Raw genomic sequence first — 20,389 nt, 5'->3', positions numbered from 1 at the left:
TCTAATGAATGCACCCGCCCCCGCCCCCGCGCTAATGTCCGGCGCCGACTACCGCGAATCGCTGCGCCGCTACAAGCCGCGCGTTTTTCTTGACGGCCGGCAGGTTGACAGCGTGGCCGACGAGCGCGGATTTGGCCCCGGCATCAATGCAATTGCGCTGACCTACGACTACGCGCTGAAGGAAAAATACGCGCCTGTCATGACCGCCGTGCAACACACCAGCGGCAAGCGTGTCAACCGCTTGAGCCACATCAACACCAGCAGCGGCGACCTGCTGAACAAGCTGGAGGCCGTGCGGCTGGTCTGCCAGGAAACCGGCTGCGCCCAGCGCTACCTGACGCACGACGCGCTCAACGCCATCGGCCAGGTCTCAAGCCGCATCGACGACGCACGCGGCACCGGTGAGAACACCGCCCGTTTCCTGAACTACCTGCACCGCGTGCAGGACCAGGACCTGACGCTGGGCATTGCGATGACCGATGCCAAGGGCGACCGCAGCCGGCGCCCGCACGAGCAGGCCAACGTGGACAGCTACCTGCACGTCGTCGAGCGCAATGCCAAAGGAATCGTCATCTCGGGCACCAAGGCCATCGTGACCGGCGCGCCGTATGTGCATGAATTGCTTGTCATGCCATGCCGCAACATGGGCAAGGAGGACGCCGACTTTGCCGTCTGCTGCGCCGTGCCGGTTGATGCGCCCGGGATCACCATCATTGCGCGCCCAGCTGGGCGGCCCGGAGAGAAGGTCGAGCATGGCGAGCCACTGTTCAGCCGCAAGTACGGCCAGAGCACGGGCGTGGTGATGTTCGAGCGGGTATTCGTGCCGTGGGACAGCGTGTTTTACGCTGGCGAATGGGAGCATTCGGGCCACCTGACCTACAGCTACGCCACGCACCACCGCCACACCTGCATTGGTGCGCGCGCCGGATTCGGCGACCTGCTGATTGGCGCCGGCGCGCTGATGTGCGAGGCGAACGGGTTCGATCCAGGCAAGGAAACGCATTTACGCGAGCAGATGGTCGAGTTGATCACCATCACCGAAAGTTTTTATGCCTGCGGCGTGGCCGCCAGCGTGTATGGCAAGCCAGATGTCCATAGCCAGACCTTCATGCCTGACCCGGTATTTTCCAATATCGGCAAGCTGCTGCTGGCCACCAAGATCTACGACATGCACCGGATTGCCCACTACGTGAGCGGCGGGCTGATTGTCACCCTGCCCGGCCCGGATGAAGACCACAACCCCGAAACCGGGGCGAAACTGTCGGAAGTGCTGCGCGCCAATCCGGACGTACCCTACGAGCAGCGGATCGAAACCGCGCGGTTTATCGAAGACCTGACGGCCGGCTACCAGGGCGGCTGGTACAGCGTGATCAGCCTGCACGGCGGCGGATCCCCTGCGGCCATGAAACAGGAAATCTACCGCAACTACCCGATCGGATCGAAGGTGGAACTGGTAGAGCGGATTTTGGAGCGCGGCATTGCCGCCGATGGCTCGCCTGCCGCAGCGCCGCACGACCCGCAACGCGCCATCACCAAAAACCGCCAGCCCGGCAAATGCTGCGATACCGGCTGCACCACGCCCGGCCAGCCGGTGATGGTCGATTTGCCGGAGGTTCAGGCGAACCTGCCCTCACGGCGCGCTGGCGTTCCCCGAGTTGGTGAGTAGCCGCTCAAACCGGGGTGGGCCCCTGTTTGTCAAGTAATCCAGGGATTCCGGCATGCGTGGATGCCAGAAACGCAGGATTTACAAAACCATTCCAGGGTCAAGGTGAAAACACCCACGCCAAAACACAGGCCGCTGAAAAGAAGACACGTTCCTTCGCTTGGTTTGAACAAGTATCACAAATAAATTTTTTATTGATAGCAACGAAACCATGACAGCAAAGCGCCACCCGGCAATTCTTTATGGTTTCTTCATGGTTTGACTGGCGCGGGCAATTCCGCGAACTTCAACAAATGCGTTGCCAGCAGTGTTTCCGCCAGAAAGCAGACCAGCGCGGACAGAAAACACATGACGCCAGCCAGAAAGCAAACGGTCGCGATCTTGAAAATTGGCAATTCGCTGGTTTCGCCCAAAAACAGCAAGACGATGGTAGTGCCAATCAAAATGGCGCAAAACGTCAGCAGGGCCAGGCAGCCATTGACCAACCAGCCCCGGTGCCTGAGTCGGCGCAGTTCGTCATACATCCTGGCGGCGCGCACTGGTTCGACATCACCGCTTTCAAGCCGGCCTTCAAGAAATCTGGCCCGGTCGATGATCCGTGCCAGTCGCCCTGCCACGGCACCGATCATGCCGGATACGGCAGTCAACAGAAAAACAGGGGCGACAGCCAGTTGTATGCCGTGGGTCACGGTCGCAAGGTCGGTCGCAAAATTCATCCGGACTCCGATGCATAAGGTGATGGGACAGTCATTTTCTCATGCAAAGGCGCTTGGCTAAGCCAGCCAGAACGCAAGGAACGGCCCGCAAGAACCGTGCTTGAAACTTCCAGGGATACTGCTGCACGCAGGCAGCGGGACGGAATGTCAGGAATGCAGCGACTGACCATCCGGCACATGGGCCGTCATCGGAAAGAAACTGCTGGCCAGCGGCGGCATGGCAGACTGAAGGACTTCCATTGGTGACTTGGTCCCTGTGTCTTTTTCGCGCTCCAGAACGTGGGTCACGCTTTTGATCATTTCCACTTGAGTCTGCATCGCGTTTGCGGCCACTTGCTGCCAGTATTTTCCCGCGCTCTGCACTGCGAAACGCAGAAGTTCGGACTGGATTGCCATGAGTTCGGCAGGCTGGCATGAGACGAAAAGTCTTTGCGCTGTTTCTTCGTGGAAAACCGAAGCTTCGTGCGCAGCATTTTGCTGGATTTTTCGCAGAGCCTCACTGCCGCGGCACATGACCGTGGTGCCATCAACCACCAAGGCAAGATGATGGCGACCCAGTTCCGAAAGAATATTCGGCGGATGGCTTTCAGCAGGCTGGGCAGTGCTGTTCTTTACTTTCGTGATCATTGCAATTCCTTGTTCAAAAAAATTTGAAAGGCAGGTAACCCGAGGGTTGCCACGAGTTTAAATTTTGAGTGCATTTGCGCCCGACATCCACGGATAAGACTGTAAAAACCTTAACGAAAGTTGACAGAAAAATTGCATGGCACAGTGGCAGGCTGAACTCCTTTTCATATTTTCCCTATCAACCAAGGGCCTGCATGCTGCCGAATAAAGAAGGACAACACGTCCCCCAAGCCACTTTCAAGACCCGCACGAACGACAAATAGGTTGCCATCACCCGGCCGGACGTTCAGGCAAACTTTCGCTGTGCATCGAGCGCCAGGCCGGCGCCGATGCTGCCGAACAAGTCTCCTTCAACGCAGCGGGCCTGCGGCGTCAGCGCCAGTACCCGCTCTCGCAGCAAAGGAACGCCGCTGGAGCCGCCGGTAAAAAACACCGTGTCGATGCCTGAGGCGGTGATGCCGGCATCGACCAACAGCCGGGCAACAGTCTGCTCGACAGAATTTACCAGCCCGTCAATCGACCGGTCCAGTTCTGCCCGATGCAGGTTCACGGTTTCACCCGCTGAAATTCGTCCGATATCGATCTGCGCTGCTTCGGCATTTGACAGCGCAATCTTGGCGTCTTCGACCTGAAGCGCAAGCCAGTGGCCGGCGCGTTCTCGCACCAGGCTTTGCAGCCGTTCCATCTTGAGCCGGTCTGCTGCATCACGGTGCAGTTCGGTTATTTCCGCCCAGGCTTTCTTGGTGTACGCCAAGTTGATGGTGTGCCAGGTCGCCAGGTTGAAGTAGTGGCTGGACGGCATTTCGCGCCCGCTTTTGAGCAGGCTGCCCAGCCCCAACATCGGCATCATGCTGGCCAGGCTCAGTGCCTTGTCGAAATCGGTGCCGCCAATATGCACGCCGCTAGTCGCCAGGATGTCATCCCGCCGCTCGGCGCACTTCGCACGCTCGGGGCCGACGCGAATCAGGGTGAAGTCGGACGTGCCGCCGCCAATATCCACCACCAGCACCAGTTCCTCGCGCGAGATTTGTGACTCGTAGTCAAACGCGGCCGCAATGGGTTCGTACTGGAAGGCAATGTCGCGCAGGCCCGCCTGGCGGGCAATGTCTTCCAGCGTGTCTTGCGCGCGCCGGTCGGCCGCCGCGTCGTCATCGACGAAAAACACCGGCCTGCCCAGTACCGCGCGGGTGAATTCCTGCCCCGCTGCCTGTTCGGCCCGGCGCTTGAGTTCGCCGATGAACTGGGCCAGCAGCGCGCGAAACGGCACGGCGCGGCCCGCCACCTCGGTGTATTCGTCCATCATTGACGTGCCGAGCAGGCTTTTCAGCGACCGCATCATCCGGCCTTCATGACCCTCCAGGTAATCGGCCAACGCGGCGCGGCCATAACTGACATGCGCATCTTCGGCATGGAAAAAAATCACCGACGGCAGCGTCAGCTTGCCGTCCTCCAGCGCCAGCAAGGTGCGCTGGCCCGGGCGGCTCCAGCCGGCAGTGGAATTAGACGTGCCAAAGTCAATGCCGCAGGCGGCCACCGGCGCCGCCGGCTCCAGCAGGCCACTCATCGGTCTGCCGGCTTGATGAAGCCGCCTTCGGCCCAGGCAACGGCACTGGCGCGGTTCAGCTTGAACGACGGCGCCACACGAACTTCGGCCAGCAGTTCACCGGTCTCGTCGTGGGCACTCAAGACGGCGTGTGGATGGTCTTCATCAGGAACGATGTCGAGAGACACCGTGATGCGTGCGGCATTCGCCGTCACCGTGATGCGCTGGTGCAAGCTGGCATGCAGTTGCTGCTCATGCCGGCGAACAAACTCCGAAGCAGTCTTGACCAGCGTGTTGAAGGCATTGACGTCCAGCGGCTTGGGGTTTTTCTTGTCGCGCCCCATGGTCCAGGGGCCGACCAGCGCCGGCTCGGGCTCGCCGTCCTTGACCATGGCCACGGCCCAGCCGTCGTCGTCTTCGTTCTTGAGAACCCGGGCGGTCCAGCCGTCGCCGCTCCACAAACGCGGCTCCTGGATTTTGACGGGGTCAGTTGAAGAAGATTCGTTGCCGGAATCTGGCGGGGTGGGGTGGGAATCAGTCAAGGCGCTTCACTCAGGTCAAAAACCACGCCGCAAAAGGGCATGCACAAAAGGGATTCGGGATGGGGATGCGAATTTTACTGTGACCTCAAAGCCGATCCACCGCGTGACCAGGCTCAAGGCGGCAGAGTGCTTTTAGCTACTGAATTTATAGCTGCTTTGGTATGCCAGTCGTGCGGAAAAGACGTATTTGGCAATATAAAAATTATTTATACTCACAAATAAACGCGCCAGCCCGATCAGAGGCCTATCTCGAACTGCGCATCACCCATGTAGCGGTGCGGTCCCAGCGCGGCGGTCAGGGCGGCGGATTCGGCGGCCTGCCACTGGGTGAAGATTTCCAGCTCTTCAGGCGACAACACATCTTGCGCCGGGTGTTCGCCGTAGATTGTGACCATGCGGCAATACGCGCCATACACCGGCGCCACCAGGCTGGCGTCGCCCAGCGACGCGTCCAGCGCCTTGCGAAAACGCTGCTCGGCGGCCGCAAGCTGCTGCGGGCTGGCGTCTTCGAAAGCGTAAAGTTTGAGGGTGTAGCTCATTTTTTGTCCTTCCCGAATTATTTAACGGTCGCATCCGGACCTTGTGCGATGGCAATGCGACGGCGCAGACGGGCCGCCTCTTGCGCGTCGCCGCCCTGCTCTGCCCGCTGGAGCTGAACCCCTAACCAGGCCAGCAGCGGACGCCGCCAGCCCTGAGCGGAAGCCGTGTCAATTGCCAAAGCAATCACGGACGGACTGGCGCGGCCGGTCTGCAGCAGCACGCTGGCTGCCAGAAGCTGCGACAGCGGATCGGCAATGCCCGCAAGCGTTCCGGTATCACCCGCTGCTGCGGCGCGCTGGGCGGGCGGCAGCAAGGCGATGCTGTCAACCTGCACCTGTCCCCGCAGGTAGTCGCCATAGGCACGCTGGGAGGCTGTCGCATCCGCCCGGAGCGGCTCGAAGCCCGCGCAAGGCTCGAACACCAGGCTGGCCACCCGGCTGGCGCAATGCAGGAGTTCGGCGGTGGCCAGCAGGTCGGGCCGGCCGGTGCGCGACAACTGGCTGCGCGCACGCGCCAGTTCAGCGGCTTCGACGCGGCTGTTGCCTTCCAGATAGGCGGCGACCGAACGCTCCATGGAACCCTTGGCTTCGACTTGCCAGTCCGGCGGCCTGGGTGCGCTGCTGCAAGCGGCCAGGACCCAAACGGTGCCGAGTGCAAACACCAGCTTCATCGTCACAGGGCAATTTTTCATGGCAGCTTCATTTCTGCATCCCGTGCAAACGGCCATTTGCGGTTGATCTCGCTGACCAGGCCTTCGACCTTGCGCAGGCTGGCTTCGACATCCCCACGCAAGGCGCCCAGGTCGTTCGTGGCTTCTTTGGCATTCGACGTGATCGCCTGGGCATTGACCAAAATGGCATCGACCTTTTGAAGGCTGGTGCGCGCCTCGCCCAGCATGGCATTGAGTTGCAGCACCGTGGCGCGGGTTGCGGGCAGCACGCCCTTGTCGCCAAACACCTGGGTATCGGTCTTGGCCGCGATGCCATCGAGCTTGGCGAGTAAAGAATTGGTGCGGTCCAGCGTGGCAGAAAACTTCCTGGCCTCGGCTTCGCTGCCAAGCAGCACCGTGAGGGCACCGCCAGGGCCGTTGAGTCGTTCGGTCAGCACCTGCAGGTTGGCCAGGCTGGCGCCCACCGAGCCGCTGCTCCCGGTCAGGCTGTTGAGGTTGTCAATCAGTTCCTTGGCGGCGGCAATGACCCTGGGAATTTCTGCGCTGGCGTCGCCCTGCAAAACGGTTCGCACTGCATCCTTGGGCAGGGGCGGATCGTTCAGCAGCCCGGTGTAGGCGCGAATGTTGGGTCCGCCGACAATGCCCTTGACGAGCGTGAAAACGCTGCTGCTGCGCAGCCAGTGGGCGTCCTTTTCGGCTACATCGACCAAAATGCGTGCCTTGCCGTCTTCGGCCAGTTCAATGCGTCGCACCCGGCCGATCGGAAAGCCGGCAAAAGTCATGTCCATGCCAACCACGACGCCTTCGGAATCCTCGGCCATTAGCACCAGTCGCTGCGTGCTTTCAAAAACACCACGTGCATAAAGCACATACAGCGCGGAACTGCAAACCAGCAGCAGCATGAACAGCAGCAAAAGCCGAGCCTTGAATTCCAGACCAGCCATGTTTTCAGGAATGCTGCGGTCCGGCAGGTGCGCAGACTGCGCCGAACCCTGGCCAACGGGCGGCAGCAGTGGCGGGGACGAATCGGGAGAGGAACGGCTCATGAAAGGTGTATTTCAAATTCAGTAATAGTTGCCAACCAGCGAAGCCACTTCAACCAGCAGCAAAACGGCAAACATACGAACCAGGCCGCGCATTTCGGCACTGGAGCGCAGACTGGCGCCGCGCATGCCGTACAAGGCCGAAGCCATTGGAATGAGCGAAACGGCCAGGCAAAAAAACACTGTCTTCAGCACAAAAATCAGCGTGACGGCAGGTGTGAACACCTGGCCGAACAACCGGGTGTAGCCCGGCAGGCCCGACACGGCGAAGCCGTACACCGCGACATAGGCCACGACCAGCGCCACCACGCAGCTCAGCGCGGCCAGCGTGATGCCGGCAAACATGCCCGCCACCACGCGCGGCAGCACTTCGCGGCGTATCGGCTCAACGCCCTGTCGGCGCATGTTGTCAAGTTCGCCACTGGCCTGCAGCGCGGTGAGTTCGGCGCCATCGGGAATTGTGCAACGCAGCGCCACGAACAGCGCGGCGGTCAGGGGAATCAACTCCAGCACCAGCACACGAATCAACAGTTGCAGCGCATATTGAGACAGGCCATAACTCAGCGCCGTCACCATCACGATGCGCGTGAGTACCACCGTCACCAGCGCGCACAGCAGCGAAAAACCCAGCAGCACCGGCGCCGTGCTGGTGTAGACATGGCGCCCCAGGACTATTCGGTTTTCGCGGCTGTAGCTAGAGGGCGAAAGCGCCAGCACCATGATCACCGCGCCCAGATGCACCAGTTGCCACCATTCGGTGAACCACTGCCGGGCAGACCAACCCGTCTGGGTCAGGCGGTTGTGCCAGGGCGTGCTTGGTGTCATGCCTGCATGATAACGGGGGGTTTGTTCGGCCAAACCCCAAAACAGCGACCGAATGCGTCACCAGCGTATTGCCGACCCGCAGCCCCGAAGGCACGCTTTCACTTGCCGGGGGGTTCGGGCAGCAGCCGGATGAGCTTGCCGTTGCTGCTGTCGGTCAGCACGTACAGCAGGCCATCGGGGCCTTGGCGCACATCGCGGATGCGCTCGCCGACATCGGCCAGCAGCTTGTGCTCGCGAACCACCTTGCCGCCGAAGGGTGTCGAGAGTTCTATCCGGTCAAGGTAAGAAAACTTCAGCGACCCGACAAACAGGTTGCCCTGCCACGTCTTGCCATACCGTTCGCTGGTTAAAAAAGCCATGCCGGACGGTGCGATCGACGGAACCCAGTAATGCAGCGGTTGCTCCATGCCGGCCTTGCGACTCAGGCCTTCGCCCATCTTGCCGCCGCCGTAGTTTTCGCCATAAGTGATCTCGGGCCAGCCGTAATTCGCACCCGGCCGGGGCAGGTTGATTTCGTCGCCACCCTGCGGCCCATGCTCGTGCATCCAGAACGTGCCGTCGGGCCCAAGCGTGGCGCCTTGGGCATTGCGGTGGCCATAGCTCCAGATTTCGGGCAATGCGCCTGCCTGGTTGGCAAAGGGATTGTCGGCAGGCACCGAGCCATCCTTGTTGATGCGAACAATCTTGCCGTGGTGGTTGTCAAGTTTTTGTGCGTCGTCCTTGCGTGAAAACCGCTCTCCCAGTGTCAGGAATAATTTACCGTCCGGTTGGCCATTCGCACCCGGCGCGCGGCCTTCAACAATACGGCATCCGAAATGGGCCGAACTGGCAACTTTCGGCTTCTGGCTGAAAAGCACCTTGAGATTTTCCAGCCGCGCGCCGTCAGCGCTCATTCGGGCGCTGGCCAGCGCCGTGCTGTTGGCCCGGCCGGTGGCAGCAGGTTCCGAATAGCAGAAATACAAGGTGCGGTTGCGTGCAAAGTCACTGTCCGTCACGATGTCGAGCAGACCACCCTGCCCGCCGGCTGCGATCTCGGGCAAGCCGGTGACGGTTGCCAATGCCTTGCCATCGGCAGCCAGCAAGCGCAGCTGGCCGGCCCGCTCGGTGACCAAAAAGCGACCGTCTGGCAAGAATGCCAGCGCCCAGGGATTTTGCAGACCTGACGCCACGGTGTCAGCGCGAACTGCCTGCGCATGCACCTGCAGTGACAGCAGGCTTGAGGTGATGACCGTGGCAGCACAAAGCGCACGCAGGTTCAGCGTTGAAAACATCTTCTGAATCCCTGCATTGTTTTAATGGCTTTGTGATGTCGACTGGGGCGAATAGTTCAAACCAAGGGAGCTGAACCCTATGCCATTCGCCAATCTGGTTCGTCCCGGGAGCAATGCTGGACAAGTGCTTATTTTCAAAAATCCAACACTTCACATATCAAGAAACGAATTTTTCAATTAAATACAATAATATTTAACTGTAATAAAAGAAACTAAGGTAACAATTTTTTATTGACGCAGGGCCTATCCGTCAAGTATGCTCGCCGCGATGCGAATGATTCCCTCTGTACTCGTCCTGGCCCTTGCTGCACTTTGCACCTTGAACGCCCAAGCATCTCCCGCCACTTCCAGCGACGAGATCGACAGGCTGCTCGCCGAGCGGGGGCTTCTGAACAAAATGGACTATGTGCGCCAGAACGTTAGCCATAAAGCGTCCGAGCTGGTCGTCAATGCCATGAGCTTATTGGGGGTTCCCTATAAATGGGGAGGAACCGATGCTGACACCGGATTTGACTGCAGTGGTTTTGTGGTCTCCGTGTACCAGCAAAGCATCGGCTTGCTGCTGCCACGCAAGGCCGAACAGCAGGCGGCAGCCACCGAGAAAATCAGCCAAGCCGAATTGCAACCCGGTGACCTGGTGTTCTTCAACACCATGCGGCGCGCCTTCAGCCACGTCGGCATCTATGTCGGCAACGGCAAGTTTATTCATGCTCCCAGGGCGGGTGCTGAAGTCAGGGTGGAAAGCATGGGTGGCAGTTATTGGCAAAACCGCTTCAATGGCGCACGTCGCGTCATCGGCGATGCCGCCGAATCGGTTAACCCAATGCAGTCGAAGCCGGTCAAGGCTTCAATTGACGACGGAGCCTCCATTCGCTGAATCGCCGGGTTTATGCCCGCCAACAGCACAAAAAATATTCATGTTTGAGAGCCGCCTTGCGCATACGCCGTATGTGCAAGGCGGCTTTTTCGTTTGAAGTCGACTGAAATCTCAGCATTAAAAAACCAAAAGGCTCCTGCACGTTCAAAGGGACACGAGGCTTTTTTGTTTTACCGAAGCGTTCAAACCCGGCATGGCGCCGCAAATACCTATTTCCTGATCGGCGGCAAGTCAGTGCAGCTGCCATGCGCCACTTCTGCTGCCATGCCAATGCTCTCGCCCAGTGTCGGATGCGGATGGATGGTCTTGCCGATGTCCACCGCGTCGGCGCCCATTTCAATCGCCAGCGCAATCTCGCCGATCATGTCGCCCGCGTGCGTGCCGACCATGCCGCCGCCCAGGATCTTGCCGTGGCCGTGCGCCTCCGGGCTGTCGTCAAACAGCAGCTTGGTCACGCCTTCGTCGCGGCCATTGGCTATCGCGCGGCCTGAAGCGGCCCACGGGAACAGGCCCTTCTTGACCTTGATGCCTTGCGCCTTGGCCTGGTCTTCGGTCAGGCCGACCCATGCCACCTCGGGGTCCGTGTAGGCAACGCTCGGGATCACGCGGGCATTGAATGCAGCGCTGGCCAGTTCCTTGTTGCCTTGCAGTTCACCGGCAATCACTTCGGCCGCCACGTGCGCCTCATGCACCGCCTTGTGCGCCAGCATCGGCTGGCCAACAATGTCGCCGATGGCGAAGATGTGCGGCACGTTGGTGCGCATCTGGATATCGACGTTGATGAAACCGCGATCGGTCACGCTGACACCGGCCTTGTCGGCGGCCAGCTTCTTGCCGTTAGGCGTGCGGCCCACAGCCTGCAACACCATGTCATACACCTGCGGCGCAGGGGCCGTGCCGCCCGGCTCGGCGCTCTCGAATGTCACCTCAATGCCTTCGGGCGTGGCCCGGGCGCCCACGGTCTTGGTCTTGAGCATGATGTTGTCAAAACGCGGTGCGTTCATCTTCTGCCAGATTTTGACCAGGTCGCGGTCTGCGCCCTGCATCAGGCCGTCGAGCATTTCCACCACGTCCAGGCGCGCGCCCAGCGTGCTGTACACGGTGCCCATTTCCAGGCCGATGATGCCGCCACCCAGGATCAGCATGCGCTTGGGAACCTCCTTTAGCTCCAGCGCGCCTGTAGAGTCCACCACGCGCGGGTCTTCCGGCATGAAGGGCAGGCGCACGGCCTGGCTGCCCGCAGCAATGATGCAGTTCCTGAAACCGATGGTCTGCTTCTTGCCGGTTTTTTCCTGCGCCGTGCCGCCGGTTTCCTCGACTTCCACGTGGTTGGCACCGACGAAAGCGCCGTAGCCGCGCACGACAGTGACCTTGCGCATCTTGGCCATCGCGGCCAGCCCGCCCGTCAGCTTGTTGACGACCTTTTCCTTGTGGCCGCGCAGCTTGTCGATGTTGACGCTGGGCGCTCCAAAATCAATGCCAAGAGCCGCCATGTGGCTGACTTCGTCCATCACGGCAGCGACATGCAGCAGCGCCTTGGACGGAATGCACCCAACGTTCAGGCAGACGCCGCCCAGCGCGGCATAGCGCTCGACCAGCACCACCTTGAGGCCCAGGTCGGCGGCACGAAAGGCGGCCGAATAGCCGCCGGGACCGGCGCCGAGCACCAGCAGGTCGCAGTCCAGATCGGCCGTGCCGCCGAAGCTGGCGGCGGCTGGCGCTGGCGTAGTGGCTGGAGCTGCTGCAGCAGGCGCTGCTTTTTCAGGAGCAGCAGGTGCAGGTGCAGCCTGCGCGGCAGCCTGTTTTGGTGCTTCAACCGGCGCAGCTGCGGCATTCGCGGCGCCAGCGACTTCCAGTGTCAGTACGACCGAGCCCTGCTTGACCATGTCGCCAAGCTTGACCTTGATGTCCTTGACCACGCCGCCTTGCGAAGCCGGGATTTCCATGGAAGCCTTGTCGCTTTCCACAGTGATCAGGCTTTGCTCGGCCTTGATGGTGTCGCCGGCCTTGACCAGCACTTCGATGACGGAGACTTCATCAAAGTCGCCAATGTCGGGCACCTTGATGTCGATGAAGTTTGCAGAGGCACTCATGAGGAGGCTTTCAATTTGAGGGTGAATAGGTCAATCAGTCCACCGGAATTCTTGTCGAATTCGCAACCGGCGTTCATTCCGGCCATGGCCACCTCGCGGGCGGTTCTGGCCTTGGCCCAGCTCGCATGCATGGCACCCAGCGCAAAGCTGCGGCCCGAGCCCACGCCCCAGAATTCCTTGAATTCAAAGACTTCCCGGTAGCTGTAAAGGCCATAAATGCCGGTGGCGTTGGCAATGAGCACGGTGAACTGGCTGGACTCGTAAGGGTCGTTGTCGTCTTCCTTGCTTTGCAGGAAAAACGATTCCTTGAGCATGGCGTGAAGCCGGAGAAAGGTGTCGAACACCTCCTCGCGGCTGTTCAGCCGAAGTTCCTCGGGGGGCAGCGTCGACATGGCCTTGCGCAGCACGGGAAAGTGCGCCACGGTTCCGGCCATGCCGATGTGACTGACCCCTTGCGGCGTCTCGACCTTGAAAATCTTGCTGTTGCTTTCAAAGCGGTGGCTCAGGCGGGTATCGCCAAAGGTCACAAGCGTGTCGGCAGCCATCACGACCTGACCCGCTTTCTTGACAACCACCAGCGTGGTCACAGCAAGATTCGGCGGAAGTCCGCCAGCACCTGGCCGTAATACGCATTGAAACGCGCCGCCGCCGCGCCATCGATCACGCGGTGGTCCCAGCTCAGCGACAGCGGCTGCATCAGGCGTGGCGCAAAAGCCTTGCCATCCCAGACCGGCTCGATGCGGCTCTTGCACACGCCCATGATGGCGACTTCAGGCGCATTGATGATGGGCGTGAAGTAACGCCCGCCAATGCCGCCCAGCGACGAGATCGTAAAACACGCGCCCTGCATGTCGGCCGGACCGAGCTTGCCGTCGCGCGCTTTCTTGGCCAGCTCGCCCATCTCCTGCGAGATCTGGATGATGCCTTTCTTGTCGGCGTCCTTGATGACCGGAACGACCAGGCCGTTTGGTGTGTCGGCGGCAAAGGCAATGTTGAAATACTGCTTGAGCACCAGCTGGTCGCCGTCGAGCGAGGAATTGAACTGCGGAAACTTCTTGAGCGCGGCCACCGCGGCCTTGATCAGGAAAGCCAGCATCGTGATCTTGACGCCGGATTTTTCGTTTTCCTTGTTCATCTGCACGCGGAAGGCTTCGAGTTCGGTGATGTCCGCGTCGTCGTGGTTGCAGACATGCGGAATCATCACCCAGTTGCGGTGCAGGTTGGCGCCGCTGATCTTCTTGATCCGCGACAGCGGCTGGCGCTCGACCGGGCCAAACTTGGTGAAGTCGACCTTTGGCCAGGGCAACAGTTCCAGGCCGGCACCGGTGCCGCCACCGCCTGCAGCAGCCGGCGCGGGCGCCTTGGCTGCCTGCGCCTGGGTGCGGGTGTCGCCCGTCATCACTGACTTGGTGAAAGCCTGGACATCGTCCTGCGTGATGCGGCCCTTGGGGCCGGAGCCCTTGAGTTCGGCCAGCGGCACGCCCAGTTCGCGGGCAAACTTGCGCACCGAAGGCGAAGCATGCGGCAGACTGGTCGATGTTGCGGCCATGGGTTCATGCGCGGGCTGGGCCTGGGCGGCGGCGGGTGCTGCTGCGGTCGGGGTTGGCGCAGGATCGCCATAGCCTTTGGCGCTGCCGGCGGCATTGGCTGCAGCGGGGTCGGGGCTGCCGCCAGCAGTGGCCGGTGCTGGCGGCGCAGGTGCGGCGGTGGGCGCGGGAGCAGCAGCACTGGCAGCGCCTTCCAGAATCGCCAGCAGGTCGCCAATGTTGATGGTGTCGCCCAGCTTGACCTTGAGCTCCTTGATCACACCGGCATGACTGGACGGGATTTCCATTGAGGCTTTGTCGGATTCCACGGTGATCAGCGATTGCTCGACCTTGACGGTGTCACCCGTCTTGACCAGCACCTCGATCACGACCACATCCTTGAAGTCGCCAATGTCGGGAACCATGACTTCGACCAAGCCAGCCGTCGCGGCTGCCGGGGCTGCCGGGGCTGCGGCTGGCGCGGCTGGTGCCGGCGCAGACGTTGCTTCGGTTTTAGGAGCTGCCGCAGCAGGCGCAGCCTGCGCAGGAGCCTGTTTTGGCTCCGATTCCGCAGCGCCTTCAACTTCCAGCGTCAGCACGACCGAGCCCTGCTTGACCTTGTCGTCGAGCTTGATCTTGATCTCTTTCACCACGCCGGAATGGCTGGACGGGATTTCCATCGAGGCCTTGTCCGACTCGACTGTGATCAGCGACTGCTCGGCCGTCACGCTGTCGCCGGGCTTGACCAGCAGTTCGATCACCGTGACTTCATCAAAATCGCCAATGTCAGGGACTTGTATATCTACCAATGCCATGTTCTTGTCTCCGTTTGCTTGCGTCTTGGACTGAATTTTTACGTCAAGCGTAAAGCGGATTGATCTTGTCGGCATTGATGCCGTACTTGCGGATCGCTTCGGCCACCTTGGCAACCGGCACCGTGCCTTCTTCGCTGAGCGCCTTCAGCGCCGCCACGACGATGTAATGGCGGTTGATCTCGAAGTGTTCGCGCAGCTTGCTGCGGAAATCGCTGCGGCCAAAACCGTCGGTGCCCAGCACTTTGTAAGTGCGGCCCTTCGGGATGTAGGAGCGAATCTGCTCGGCAAAGGCCTTCATGTAGTCGGTCGAGGCAATGACCGGGCCGGCATGGGCTTGCAACTGGTCCTCGACGAACGAGGTGCGCGGGGTTTCCAGCGGATGCAGCAGGTTCCAGCGCTCGGTGTTCTGGCCATCGCGTGCCAGCTCGTTAAAACTCGGGCAACTCCACACATTGGCAGAAACGCCCCACTCTTTTTCCAGCAATTCCTGCGCGGCAATCGATTCCCGCAGGATGGTGCCCGAGCCGAGCAACTGCACGGTCGGCGCCAGCTTGGGGCCTTCCTTGCACAGGTACATGCCCTTGATGATCTGCTCTTCGGTGCCGGGCTTGAGGCCGGGCATGGCGTAGTTTTCGTTCAGCAGCGTGATGTAGAAGTAGACGTTTTCCTGCTTTTCAACCATGCGCTTGAGCCCGTGGTGCAGAATCACGCCGACTTCGTGCGCGTAGGTCGGGTCGTAGCTGATGCAGTTCGGAATCGTGCCGGCCAGGATGTGGCTGTGGCCGTCTTCGTGCTGCAGGCCTTCGCCGTTCAGCGTGGTGCGGCCCGAAGTGCCGCCCAGCAAGAAACCGCGTGCCTGCATGTCGCCCGCCGCCCAGGCCAGGTCGCCGATGCGCTGGAAACCGAACATCGAGTAGTACACGTAGAACGGCACCATGATGCGGTTGTTGGTGCTGTAGCTGGTGGCCGCCGCAATCCAGCTGCTCATGCCGCCGGCCTCGTTGATGCCTTCCTGCAGGATCTGGCCCTTTTTGTCTTCCTTGTAGTACATCACCTGTTCTTTGTCGACAGGGGTGTACTGCTGGCCGGCGGGGTTGTAGATGCCGATCTGGCGGAACAAGCCTTCCATGCCGAAAGTGCGGGCTTCATCCACCAGAATCGGCACGACGCGCGGGCCGAGCGCCTGGTCACGCAGCAACTGCGTCAGGAAACGCACATACGCCTGGGTGGTCGAGATTTCACGGCCTTCGGCGGTCGGCTCCATCACGGCCTTGAAGGTCTCGATGGCCGGCACGGTGAAGTTTTCATCGGCTTTGGTGCGGCGGTGCGGCAGATAGCCACCCAGCGCCTTGCGACGTTCATGCAAGTACTGCATTTCAGGGGTGTCGTCGGCCGGTTTGAAGAACGGCAGTTCGGCCAGCTGGCTGTCGGGGATCGGAATGTTGAAACGGTCGCGAAAGGCCTTGATGTCCTCGTCGCCCAGTTTCTTGGTCTGGTGGACATTGTTCTTGCCCTCGCCAATCTTGCCCATGCCAAAACCCTTGACGGTCTTGATCAAGAGCACGCTGGGCTGGCCGGTGTGGTTCACCGCTGAATGGAATGCGGCATAGACTTTTTGCGAGTCGTGGCCGCCACGGGTGAGCTTCCAGATGTCGTCGTCGCTCATCTTGGAAACCATTTCCAGCGTGCGCGGGTCGCGGCCGAAGAAGTGCTTGCGCACATAGGCGCCGTCATTGGCTTTGAACGACTGGTAGTCGCCGTCGTTGCACTCCATCATGATCTTCTTGAGCGCACCTTCGGTGTCGCGAGCCAGCAGCGGGTCCCAGCCAGAACCCCAGATCAGCTTGATGACGTTCCAGCCGGCACCGCGGAATTCGCCTTCGAGTTCCTGGATGATCTTGCTGTTGCCGCGCACCGGGCCGTCGAGCCGCTGCAGGTTGCAGTTGATGACGAAGACCAGGTTGTCGAGCTTTTCACGCGCAGCCAGGCCGATGGCGCCCAGCGATTCGACTTCGTCCATCTCGCCGTCACCGCAAAACACCCAGACCTTGCGGTTTTCGGTGTTGGCAATGCCGCGTGCATGCAGGTACTTGAGGAACCTGGCTTGGTAAATCGCCATCAGCGGGCCCAGGCCCATCGACACCGTAGGGAACTGCCAGAAATTGGGCATCAGCTTGGGATGCGGATAGCTCGACAAGCCCTTGCCATCAACTTCCTGGCGGAAATTGAGCAGTTGCTCTTCGCTCAGACGGCCTTCAAGGTAGGCGCGTGCATACACGCCGGGCGACACATGGCCCTGAATGTAAAGGCAGTCGCCGCCGTGGTTTTCGCTCTCGGCATGCCAGAAATGGTTGAAACCGGCGCCAAACAGGCTAGCGAGCGAGGCAAACGAACCGATGTGACCGCCCAGGTCACCGCCGTCGGCAGGGTGCAGACGGTTGGCCTTCACCACCATGACCATGGCGTTCCAGCGCATGTAGGCGCGCAGCCGCTGCTCGATGATCAGGTTGCCGGGCGAGCGTTCTTCCTGGTCGGTCTCAATGGTGTTGACATAACCGGTGGTGGCCGAGAAAGGCATGTCGATGCTGTTCTGGCGGGCATGTTCGAGCAGTTGCTCAAGCAGGAAGTGAGCGCGCTCGGGGCCGTTGCTTTCAATGACGGCGGACAGCGCATCCATCCACTCGCGCGTCTCCTGCGTGTCTTTGTCCTGCACCGGCTCAAGGTAAGCGCCGGCGGGGGAAATGCCGGTTTGCTGGGTTTCGTCTGGATTGGCTGCCATTTTGTCTCCTGGATAAATCTTTTCGCTTGTTACTTTGAACCCATGCAAGGCAATGTTCAGCCTTGCGGGCGCGCGTTCAGGTCCCGTTTTTAAACTGAAACCAAGTTTAAGCGCCTAGTTTCTCACAATTATTTGTAAATTTCAAATTGTGCTTTTCAATTTTGCATGATGAAATTTTATGACTTGTTCATTGCTTACCTACATTGAACTTATGGATTTGTAACTGCATCTGTCATGTGGACCTGTTCACTTTAAAATCACTTGTTTTCCCATGTCCCAGTTTCCGCTCTCCCCTTCCACCGACGCCACGGTCAATCCAGCGTCCGTCCCGCTATGGCGGCGCTGGTGGCGCAAACAGTCCCCGTCTCGCCAGGACCGGTTCATTGCGTTGGGACCGCTGTTTTCCGTGGTTCTGTTTCTGGCGGCTGTGATCGCCGCATTTGGCTACCTGCGCATTGAAGAAATAGACCGCGAACAGCAGGCGGTCACCCGTGATGTCGAATATGCCCAGCAACGCCTTAGGCTGCGGCTGCTGGAACGGCAGGAGCAATTGATGCGAATCGGCCGGGACGTGTCCAACAAAGAGATTGATGTCGAAGAATTTCTGATTCAGGCAGAAGCGCTGGTGAACCAGAATCCGGAATTGATGGCGATCACCTGGATCGACAACCGGCGGCGCATCAAAGCATCGTATGTTTCACCCAGTGCCAACGCCATGGGGCCGCGTACTGTCGGCGAGCCGCTCAGGCTGGGTGAGACCGACGGCACCTACGAACTGGCACGCGACCTGCGCCAGCCGGTTTACTCCAGACCCTTGTTATTGCAGGACACCCGGCGCTCCAACGCAGCGAGCCTGCAATTGCAGGTTCCACTGGATGAACAAGGCCGATTCGCTGGTGTGATCATGGGGGAGTATTCAGTGGATGGGCTGCTGCGCTTTGGCATTCCTACGGAAATCACCGCCAAGTACGCGGTTGCCCTGGTGGACGACAAAGAGACTGTGCTGGCAGGCAACCTGCCGCCGGCCCGCAATGGTGCGGCACGGTGGCTGCCCTGGGCCGAAGACGCGGCCAAATACGAAATTCCGGTGTCGCCCGTGGGCAATGGCCTCTTGATCCGGGCCGAAGGCTACCGCGCCTCGCAGGGCGTGGTGGGCAGCGGCTTTTTCTGGCTGGTCAGCGCGCTGAGTGCACTGACCGTGTGGATGCTGCTGGGCAACTGGCGCCATACCCGGCGCAGGGTACAGGCACAAGAGGCATTGCAGACCGAAACCCATTTTCGGCGTGCGATGGAAAACTCGATGCTGACCGGCATGCGCGCGCTCGACCTGCAGGGCCGCATCACCTATGTCAACCCGGCTTTTTGCCAGATGACCGGGCTGACGGAAGACGAACTCGTCGGCTGTACCGCGCCATTTCCACATTGGCCCGAGTCAGAAATCGGCACGCTGATGGGCCGGCTCGAAGATGAACTCCACGGCCGAACGCCGGCCGGCGGCTTCGAAGTACGCGTCAAACGCAAGAACGGCAACACCTTCGATGCCCGCCTGTACGTGTCGCCTTTGATCGATCCGCGGGGCCAACAAACTGGCTGGATGACGTCGATGACCGACATCACCGAACCCAAGCGCATCCGCGAGGAACTCACCGCCTCCTACGAACGGTTCACCACCGTCCTTGAAGGACTGGACGCTGCGGTTTCCGTGGCGCCGATGGGTGGCAGCGAACTGCTGTTTGCCAACCGGCTGTACCGTTCATGGTTTGGTGGCCAGGGCTCAAGCCATGTCAACCTTGTGGCGCAAGTCGGCGTGCCTACCCTCAACCCATCGGGCGATGCCCAGGATGCGGTGGACGACATGGCCGGTTTTCCGACTGAGGCGCTGACCGATGCGCTGACTGCAAATGCCGAAATCTTTGTTCCCGAACTCGCCAAATGGCTGGAAGTGCGTTCCCGCTACCTGACCTGGGTCGATGGCCGTTTGGCGCAGATGGTGATTGCCACCGACATCACTCCGCGCCGCCATGCAGAGGAACAGGCCGCCCAGCAAAACGAACGCGCGCAAAACGCCAGCCGTTTGATCACCATGGGCGAAATGGCGTCAAGCGTGGCGCATGAGTTGAACCAGCCGCTGACCGCCATCAACAACTACTGCAACGGCATGGTGTCGCGCATCAAGGCCAACCAGATCAGCAATGACGACCTGCTGGTGGCGCTGGAGAAAACTGCCAAGCAGGCCTGGCGGGCCGGGCAGATCATTCAGCGCATCCGCGCCTTCGTTAAACGCAGCGAACCCAACCGCACTTCGGCAGATGTGGCGACACTGGTGAGCAATGCCATGGAACTGGCGGAAATCGAACTCCGGCGCCACCATGTGCGGCTGACGCACCACATTGCCGCCCGCCTGCCCGACGTGATGGTGGACCGGATATTGATTGAACAGGTGCTGATCAACCTGATGAAGAATGCGGCCGAATCGATTGCCCAGTCGCACCGGCCCACAGCCCAGCGCAATGTCGAGCTGCAAGTGCTGCCAAAGCAGATCAACGGCCAGAACGTGGTCGAGTTTTCGGTCCTTGATTCCGGCCGGGGACTGACGCCCGAGGTCATGGAGCGTTTGTTTGAGGCCTTCTATTCGACCAAGGCCGAAGGCATGGGAATTGGCCTGAAACTGTGCCGCAGCATTGTCGAATCCCACCAGGGCAGGCTGGAAGCGGTCAACCTCTACAATGGCGACGACGTTATCGGCTGCCGGTTTACCTTCTGGATTCCGCTAATACCCTTGACATCACCGGCAGCCTCTGCCACCGATACCATAACTGCCGAAACTGCGGGCAGTTCCTAGAAAAAACGCCACCATTT

The 20,389-nt window shown here is 60.4% G+C and carries 16 protein-coding genes; 3 read left to right on the top strand and 13 right to left on the bottom strand.

Features of this window, described 5'->3' with window-relative positions; all coding sequences use genetic code 11:
- The first annotated feature begins 4 nt into the window (after window positions 1–4).
- Window positions 5–1,666, top strand: a complete 1,662-nt coding sequence (locus H4V98_RS10200) for a 4-hydroxyphenylacetate 3-hydroxylase N-terminal domain-containing protein (protein ID WP_196863882.1) — start codon at window positions 5–7, stop codon at window positions 1,664–1,666.
- 248 nt (window positions 1,667–1,914) lie between these two features.
- On the opposite strand, the gene H4V98_RS10195 is transcribed toward H4V98_RS10200, so the two are convergent.
- The 9 genes from H4V98_RS10195 to H4V98_RS10155 all read right to left on the bottom strand — a co-directional run bounded on the left by H4V98_RS10195 (window position 1,915) and on the right by H4V98_RS10155 (window position 9,440).
- Window positions 1,915–2,379 carry a DUF2721 domain-containing protein gene (locus H4V98_RS10195; protein WP_196863881.1) on the bottom strand — a complete coding sequence of 155 codons (465 nt, stop codon included), beginning with the start codon at window positions 2,377–2,379 and terminating at the stop codon, window positions 1,915–1,917.
- A gap of 147 nt (window positions 2,380–2,526) precedes the next feature.
- A complete protein-coding gene (locus H4V98_RS10190) occupies window positions 2,527–3,006 on the bottom strand; it encodes a phasin family protein (protein WP_196863880.1) in 480 nt (159 codons plus the stop codon).
- A gap of 286 nt (window positions 3,007–3,292) precedes the next feature.
- Window positions 3,293–4,570 (bottom strand): Hsp70 family protein, encoded by a 1,278-nt coding sequence (locus tag H4V98_RS10185; RefSeq protein ID WP_196863879.1) that lies wholly within the window; start codon window positions 4,568–4,570, stop codon window positions 3,293–3,295.
- Window positions 4,567–5,091, bottom strand: coding sequence for a hypothetical protein (locus H4V98_RS10180; protein WP_196863878.1), 525 nt, complete (start codon window positions 5,089–5,091; stop codon window positions 4,567–4,569). Before H4V98_RS10180 ends, H4V98_RS10185 begins: the two co-directional genes overlap by 4 nt.
- Before the next feature lie 236 nt (window positions 5,092–5,327).
- Entirely contained in the window at window positions 5,328–5,630 is a 303-nt protein-coding gene (locus H4V98_RS10175; protein WP_196863877.1) for a hypothetical protein, read from the bottom strand.
- 17 nt (window positions 5,631–5,647) lie between these two features.
- A complete protein-coding gene (locus H4V98_RS10170; RefSeq protein ID WP_231374773.1) occupies window positions 5,648–6,322 on the bottom strand; it encodes a hypothetical protein in 675 nt (224 codons plus the stop codon).
- Window positions 6,319–7,347 (bottom strand): MlaD family protein, encoded by a 1,029-nt coding sequence (locus H4V98_RS10165; protein WP_196863876.1) that lies wholly within the window; start codon window positions 7,345–7,347, stop codon window positions 6,319–6,321. The genes H4V98_RS10170 and H4V98_RS10165 overlap by 4 nt, the downstream gene beginning before the upstream one ends.
- 18 nt (window positions 7,348–7,365) lie before the next feature.
- Window positions 7,366–8,169 (bottom strand): ABC transporter permease, encoded by an 804-nt coding sequence (locus H4V98_RS10160; protein WP_196863875.1) that lies wholly within the window; start codon window positions 8,167–8,169, stop codon window positions 7,366–7,368.
- Between the two features lie 98 nt (window positions 8,170–8,267).
- Complete coding sequence (locus H4V98_RS10155; protein ID WP_196863874.1) at window positions 8,268–9,440, bottom strand: PQQ-dependent sugar dehydrogenase; 1,173 nt, start codon at window positions 9,438–9,440, stop codon at window positions 8,268–8,270.
- Window positions 9,441–9,708: 268 nt separating this feature from the next.
- Between H4V98_RS10155 and H4V98_RS10150 the strand changes: the two genes are divergently transcribed.
- Entirely contained in the window at window positions 9,709–10,317 is a 609-nt protein-coding gene (locus H4V98_RS10150; RefSeq protein WP_196863932.1) for a C40 family peptidase, read from the top strand.
- A gap of 209 nt (window positions 10,318–10,526) precedes the next feature.
- Here the strand turns inward: H4V98_RS10150 and lpdA are convergent, their stop codons facing one another.
- The 4 genes from lpdA to aceE are packed head-to-tail and all read right to left on the bottom strand — an operon-like array spanning window position 10,527 to window position 17,530.
- Window positions 10,527–12,410 carry a dihydrolipoyl dehydrogenase gene (lpdA, locus tag H4V98_RS10145; protein WP_196863873.1) on the bottom strand — a complete coding sequence of 628 codons (1,884 nt, stop codon included), beginning with the start codon at window positions 12,408–12,410 and terminating at the stop codon, window positions 10,527–10,529.
- Window positions 12,407–12,997 (bottom strand): MFS transporter, encoded by a 591-nt coding sequence (locus H4V98_RS10140; RefSeq protein WP_196863872.1) that lies wholly within the window; start codon window positions 12,995–12,997, stop codon window positions 12,407–12,409. The genes lpdA and H4V98_RS10140 overlap by 4 nt, the downstream gene beginning before the upstream one ends.
- Window positions 12,994–14,751 (bottom strand): dihydrolipoyllysine-residue acetyltransferase, encoded by a 1,758-nt coding sequence (gene aceF / locus H4V98_RS10135; RefSeq protein WP_196863871.1) that lies wholly within the window; start codon window positions 14,749–14,751, stop codon window positions 12,994–12,996. Before aceF ends, H4V98_RS10140 begins: the two co-directional genes overlap by 4 nt.
- A 43-nt stretch (window positions 14,752–14,794) precedes the next feature.
- Window positions 14,795–17,530: a pyruvate dehydrogenase (acetyl-transferring), homodimeric type gene (gene aceE, locus H4V98_RS10130; RefSeq protein ID WP_231374771.1), complete on the bottom strand. Its 2,736-nt coding sequence runs from the start codon at window positions 17,528–17,530 to the stop codon at window positions 14,795–14,797.
- 271 nt (window positions 17,531–17,801) lie between these two features.
- Here aceE and H4V98_RS10125 point away from each other — a divergent pair, with 271 nt between their 5' ends.
- Window positions 17,802–20,372, top strand: coding sequence for a PAS domain-containing sensor histidine kinase (locus tag H4V98_RS10125; protein WP_196863870.1), 2,571 nt, complete (start codon window positions 17,802–17,804; stop codon window positions 20,370–20,372).
- The last annotated feature ends 17 nt before the right edge of the window (window positions 20,373–20,389 follow it).

This window comes from Polaromonas sp. CG_23.6, from assembly GCF_029892315.1.
Taxonomy (GTDB): Bacteria; Pseudomonadota; Gammaproteobacteria; order Burkholderiales; family Burkholderiaceae_C; genus Polaromonas.
This window is presented reverse-complemented; position numbering and strand designations above follow the sequence as displayed.

What these genes read in the sequence shown, in the direction of transcription:
- H4V98_RS10200 (WP_196863882.1), top strand. Translation starts at nt 5, where the DNA reads ATGAATGCACCCGCCCCCGCCCCCGCGCTAATGTCCGGCGCCGACTAC.
- H4V98_RS10160 (WP_196863875.1), bottom strand. Translation starts at nt 8,169, where the DNA reads ATGACACCAAGCACGCCCTGGCACAACCGCCTGACCCAGACGGGTTGG.
- aceE (WP_231374771.1), bottom strand. Translation starts at nt 17,530, where the DNA reads ATGGCAGCCAATCCAGACGAAACCCAGCAAACCGGCATTTCCCCCGCC.
- lpdA (WP_196863873.1), bottom strand. Translation starts at nt 12,410, where the DNA reads ATGAGTGCCTCTGCAAACTTCATCGACATCAAGGTGCCCGACATTGGC.
- H4V98_RS10195 (WP_196863881.1), bottom strand. Translation starts at nt 2,379, where the DNA reads ATGAATTTTGCGACCGACCTTGCGACCGTGACCCACGGCATACAACTG.
- H4V98_RS10150 (WP_196863932.1), top strand. Translation starts at nt 9,709, where the DNA reads ATGCGAATGATTCCCTCTGTACTCGTCCTGGCCCTTGCTGCACTTTGC.
- H4V98_RS10185 (WP_196863879.1), bottom strand. Translation starts at nt 4,570, where the DNA reads ATGAGTGGCCTGCTGGAGCCGGCGGCGCCGGTGGCCGCCTGCGGCATT.
- aceF (WP_196863871.1), bottom strand. Translation starts at nt 14,751, where the DNA reads ATGGCATTGGTAGATATACAAGTCCCTGACATTGGCGATTTTGATGAA.
- H4V98_RS10190 (WP_196863880.1), bottom strand. Translation starts at nt 3,006, where the DNA reads ATGATCACGAAAGTAAAGAACAGCACTGCCCAGCCTGCTGAAAGCCAT.
- H4V98_RS10165 (WP_196863876.1), bottom strand. Translation starts at nt 7,347, where the DNA reads ATGAGCCGTTCCTCTCCCGATTCGTCCCCGCCACTGCTGCCGCCCGTT.
- H4V98_RS10155 (WP_196863874.1), bottom strand. Translation starts at nt 9,440, where the DNA reads ATGTTTTCAACGCTGAACCTGCGTGCGCTTTGTGCTGCCACGGTCATC.
- H4V98_RS10175 (WP_196863877.1), bottom strand. Translation starts at nt 5,630, where the DNA reads ATGAGCTACACCCTCAAACTTTACGCTTTCGAAGACGCCAGCCCGCAG.
- H4V98_RS10125 (WP_196863870.1), top strand. Translation starts at nt 17,802, where the DNA reads ATGTCCCAGTTTCCGCTCTCCCCTTCCACCGACGCCACGGTCAATCCA.
- H4V98_RS10170 (WP_231374773.1), bottom strand. Translation starts at nt 6,322, where the DNA reads ATGAAAAATTGCCCTGTGACGATGAAGCTGGTGTTTGCACTCGGCACC.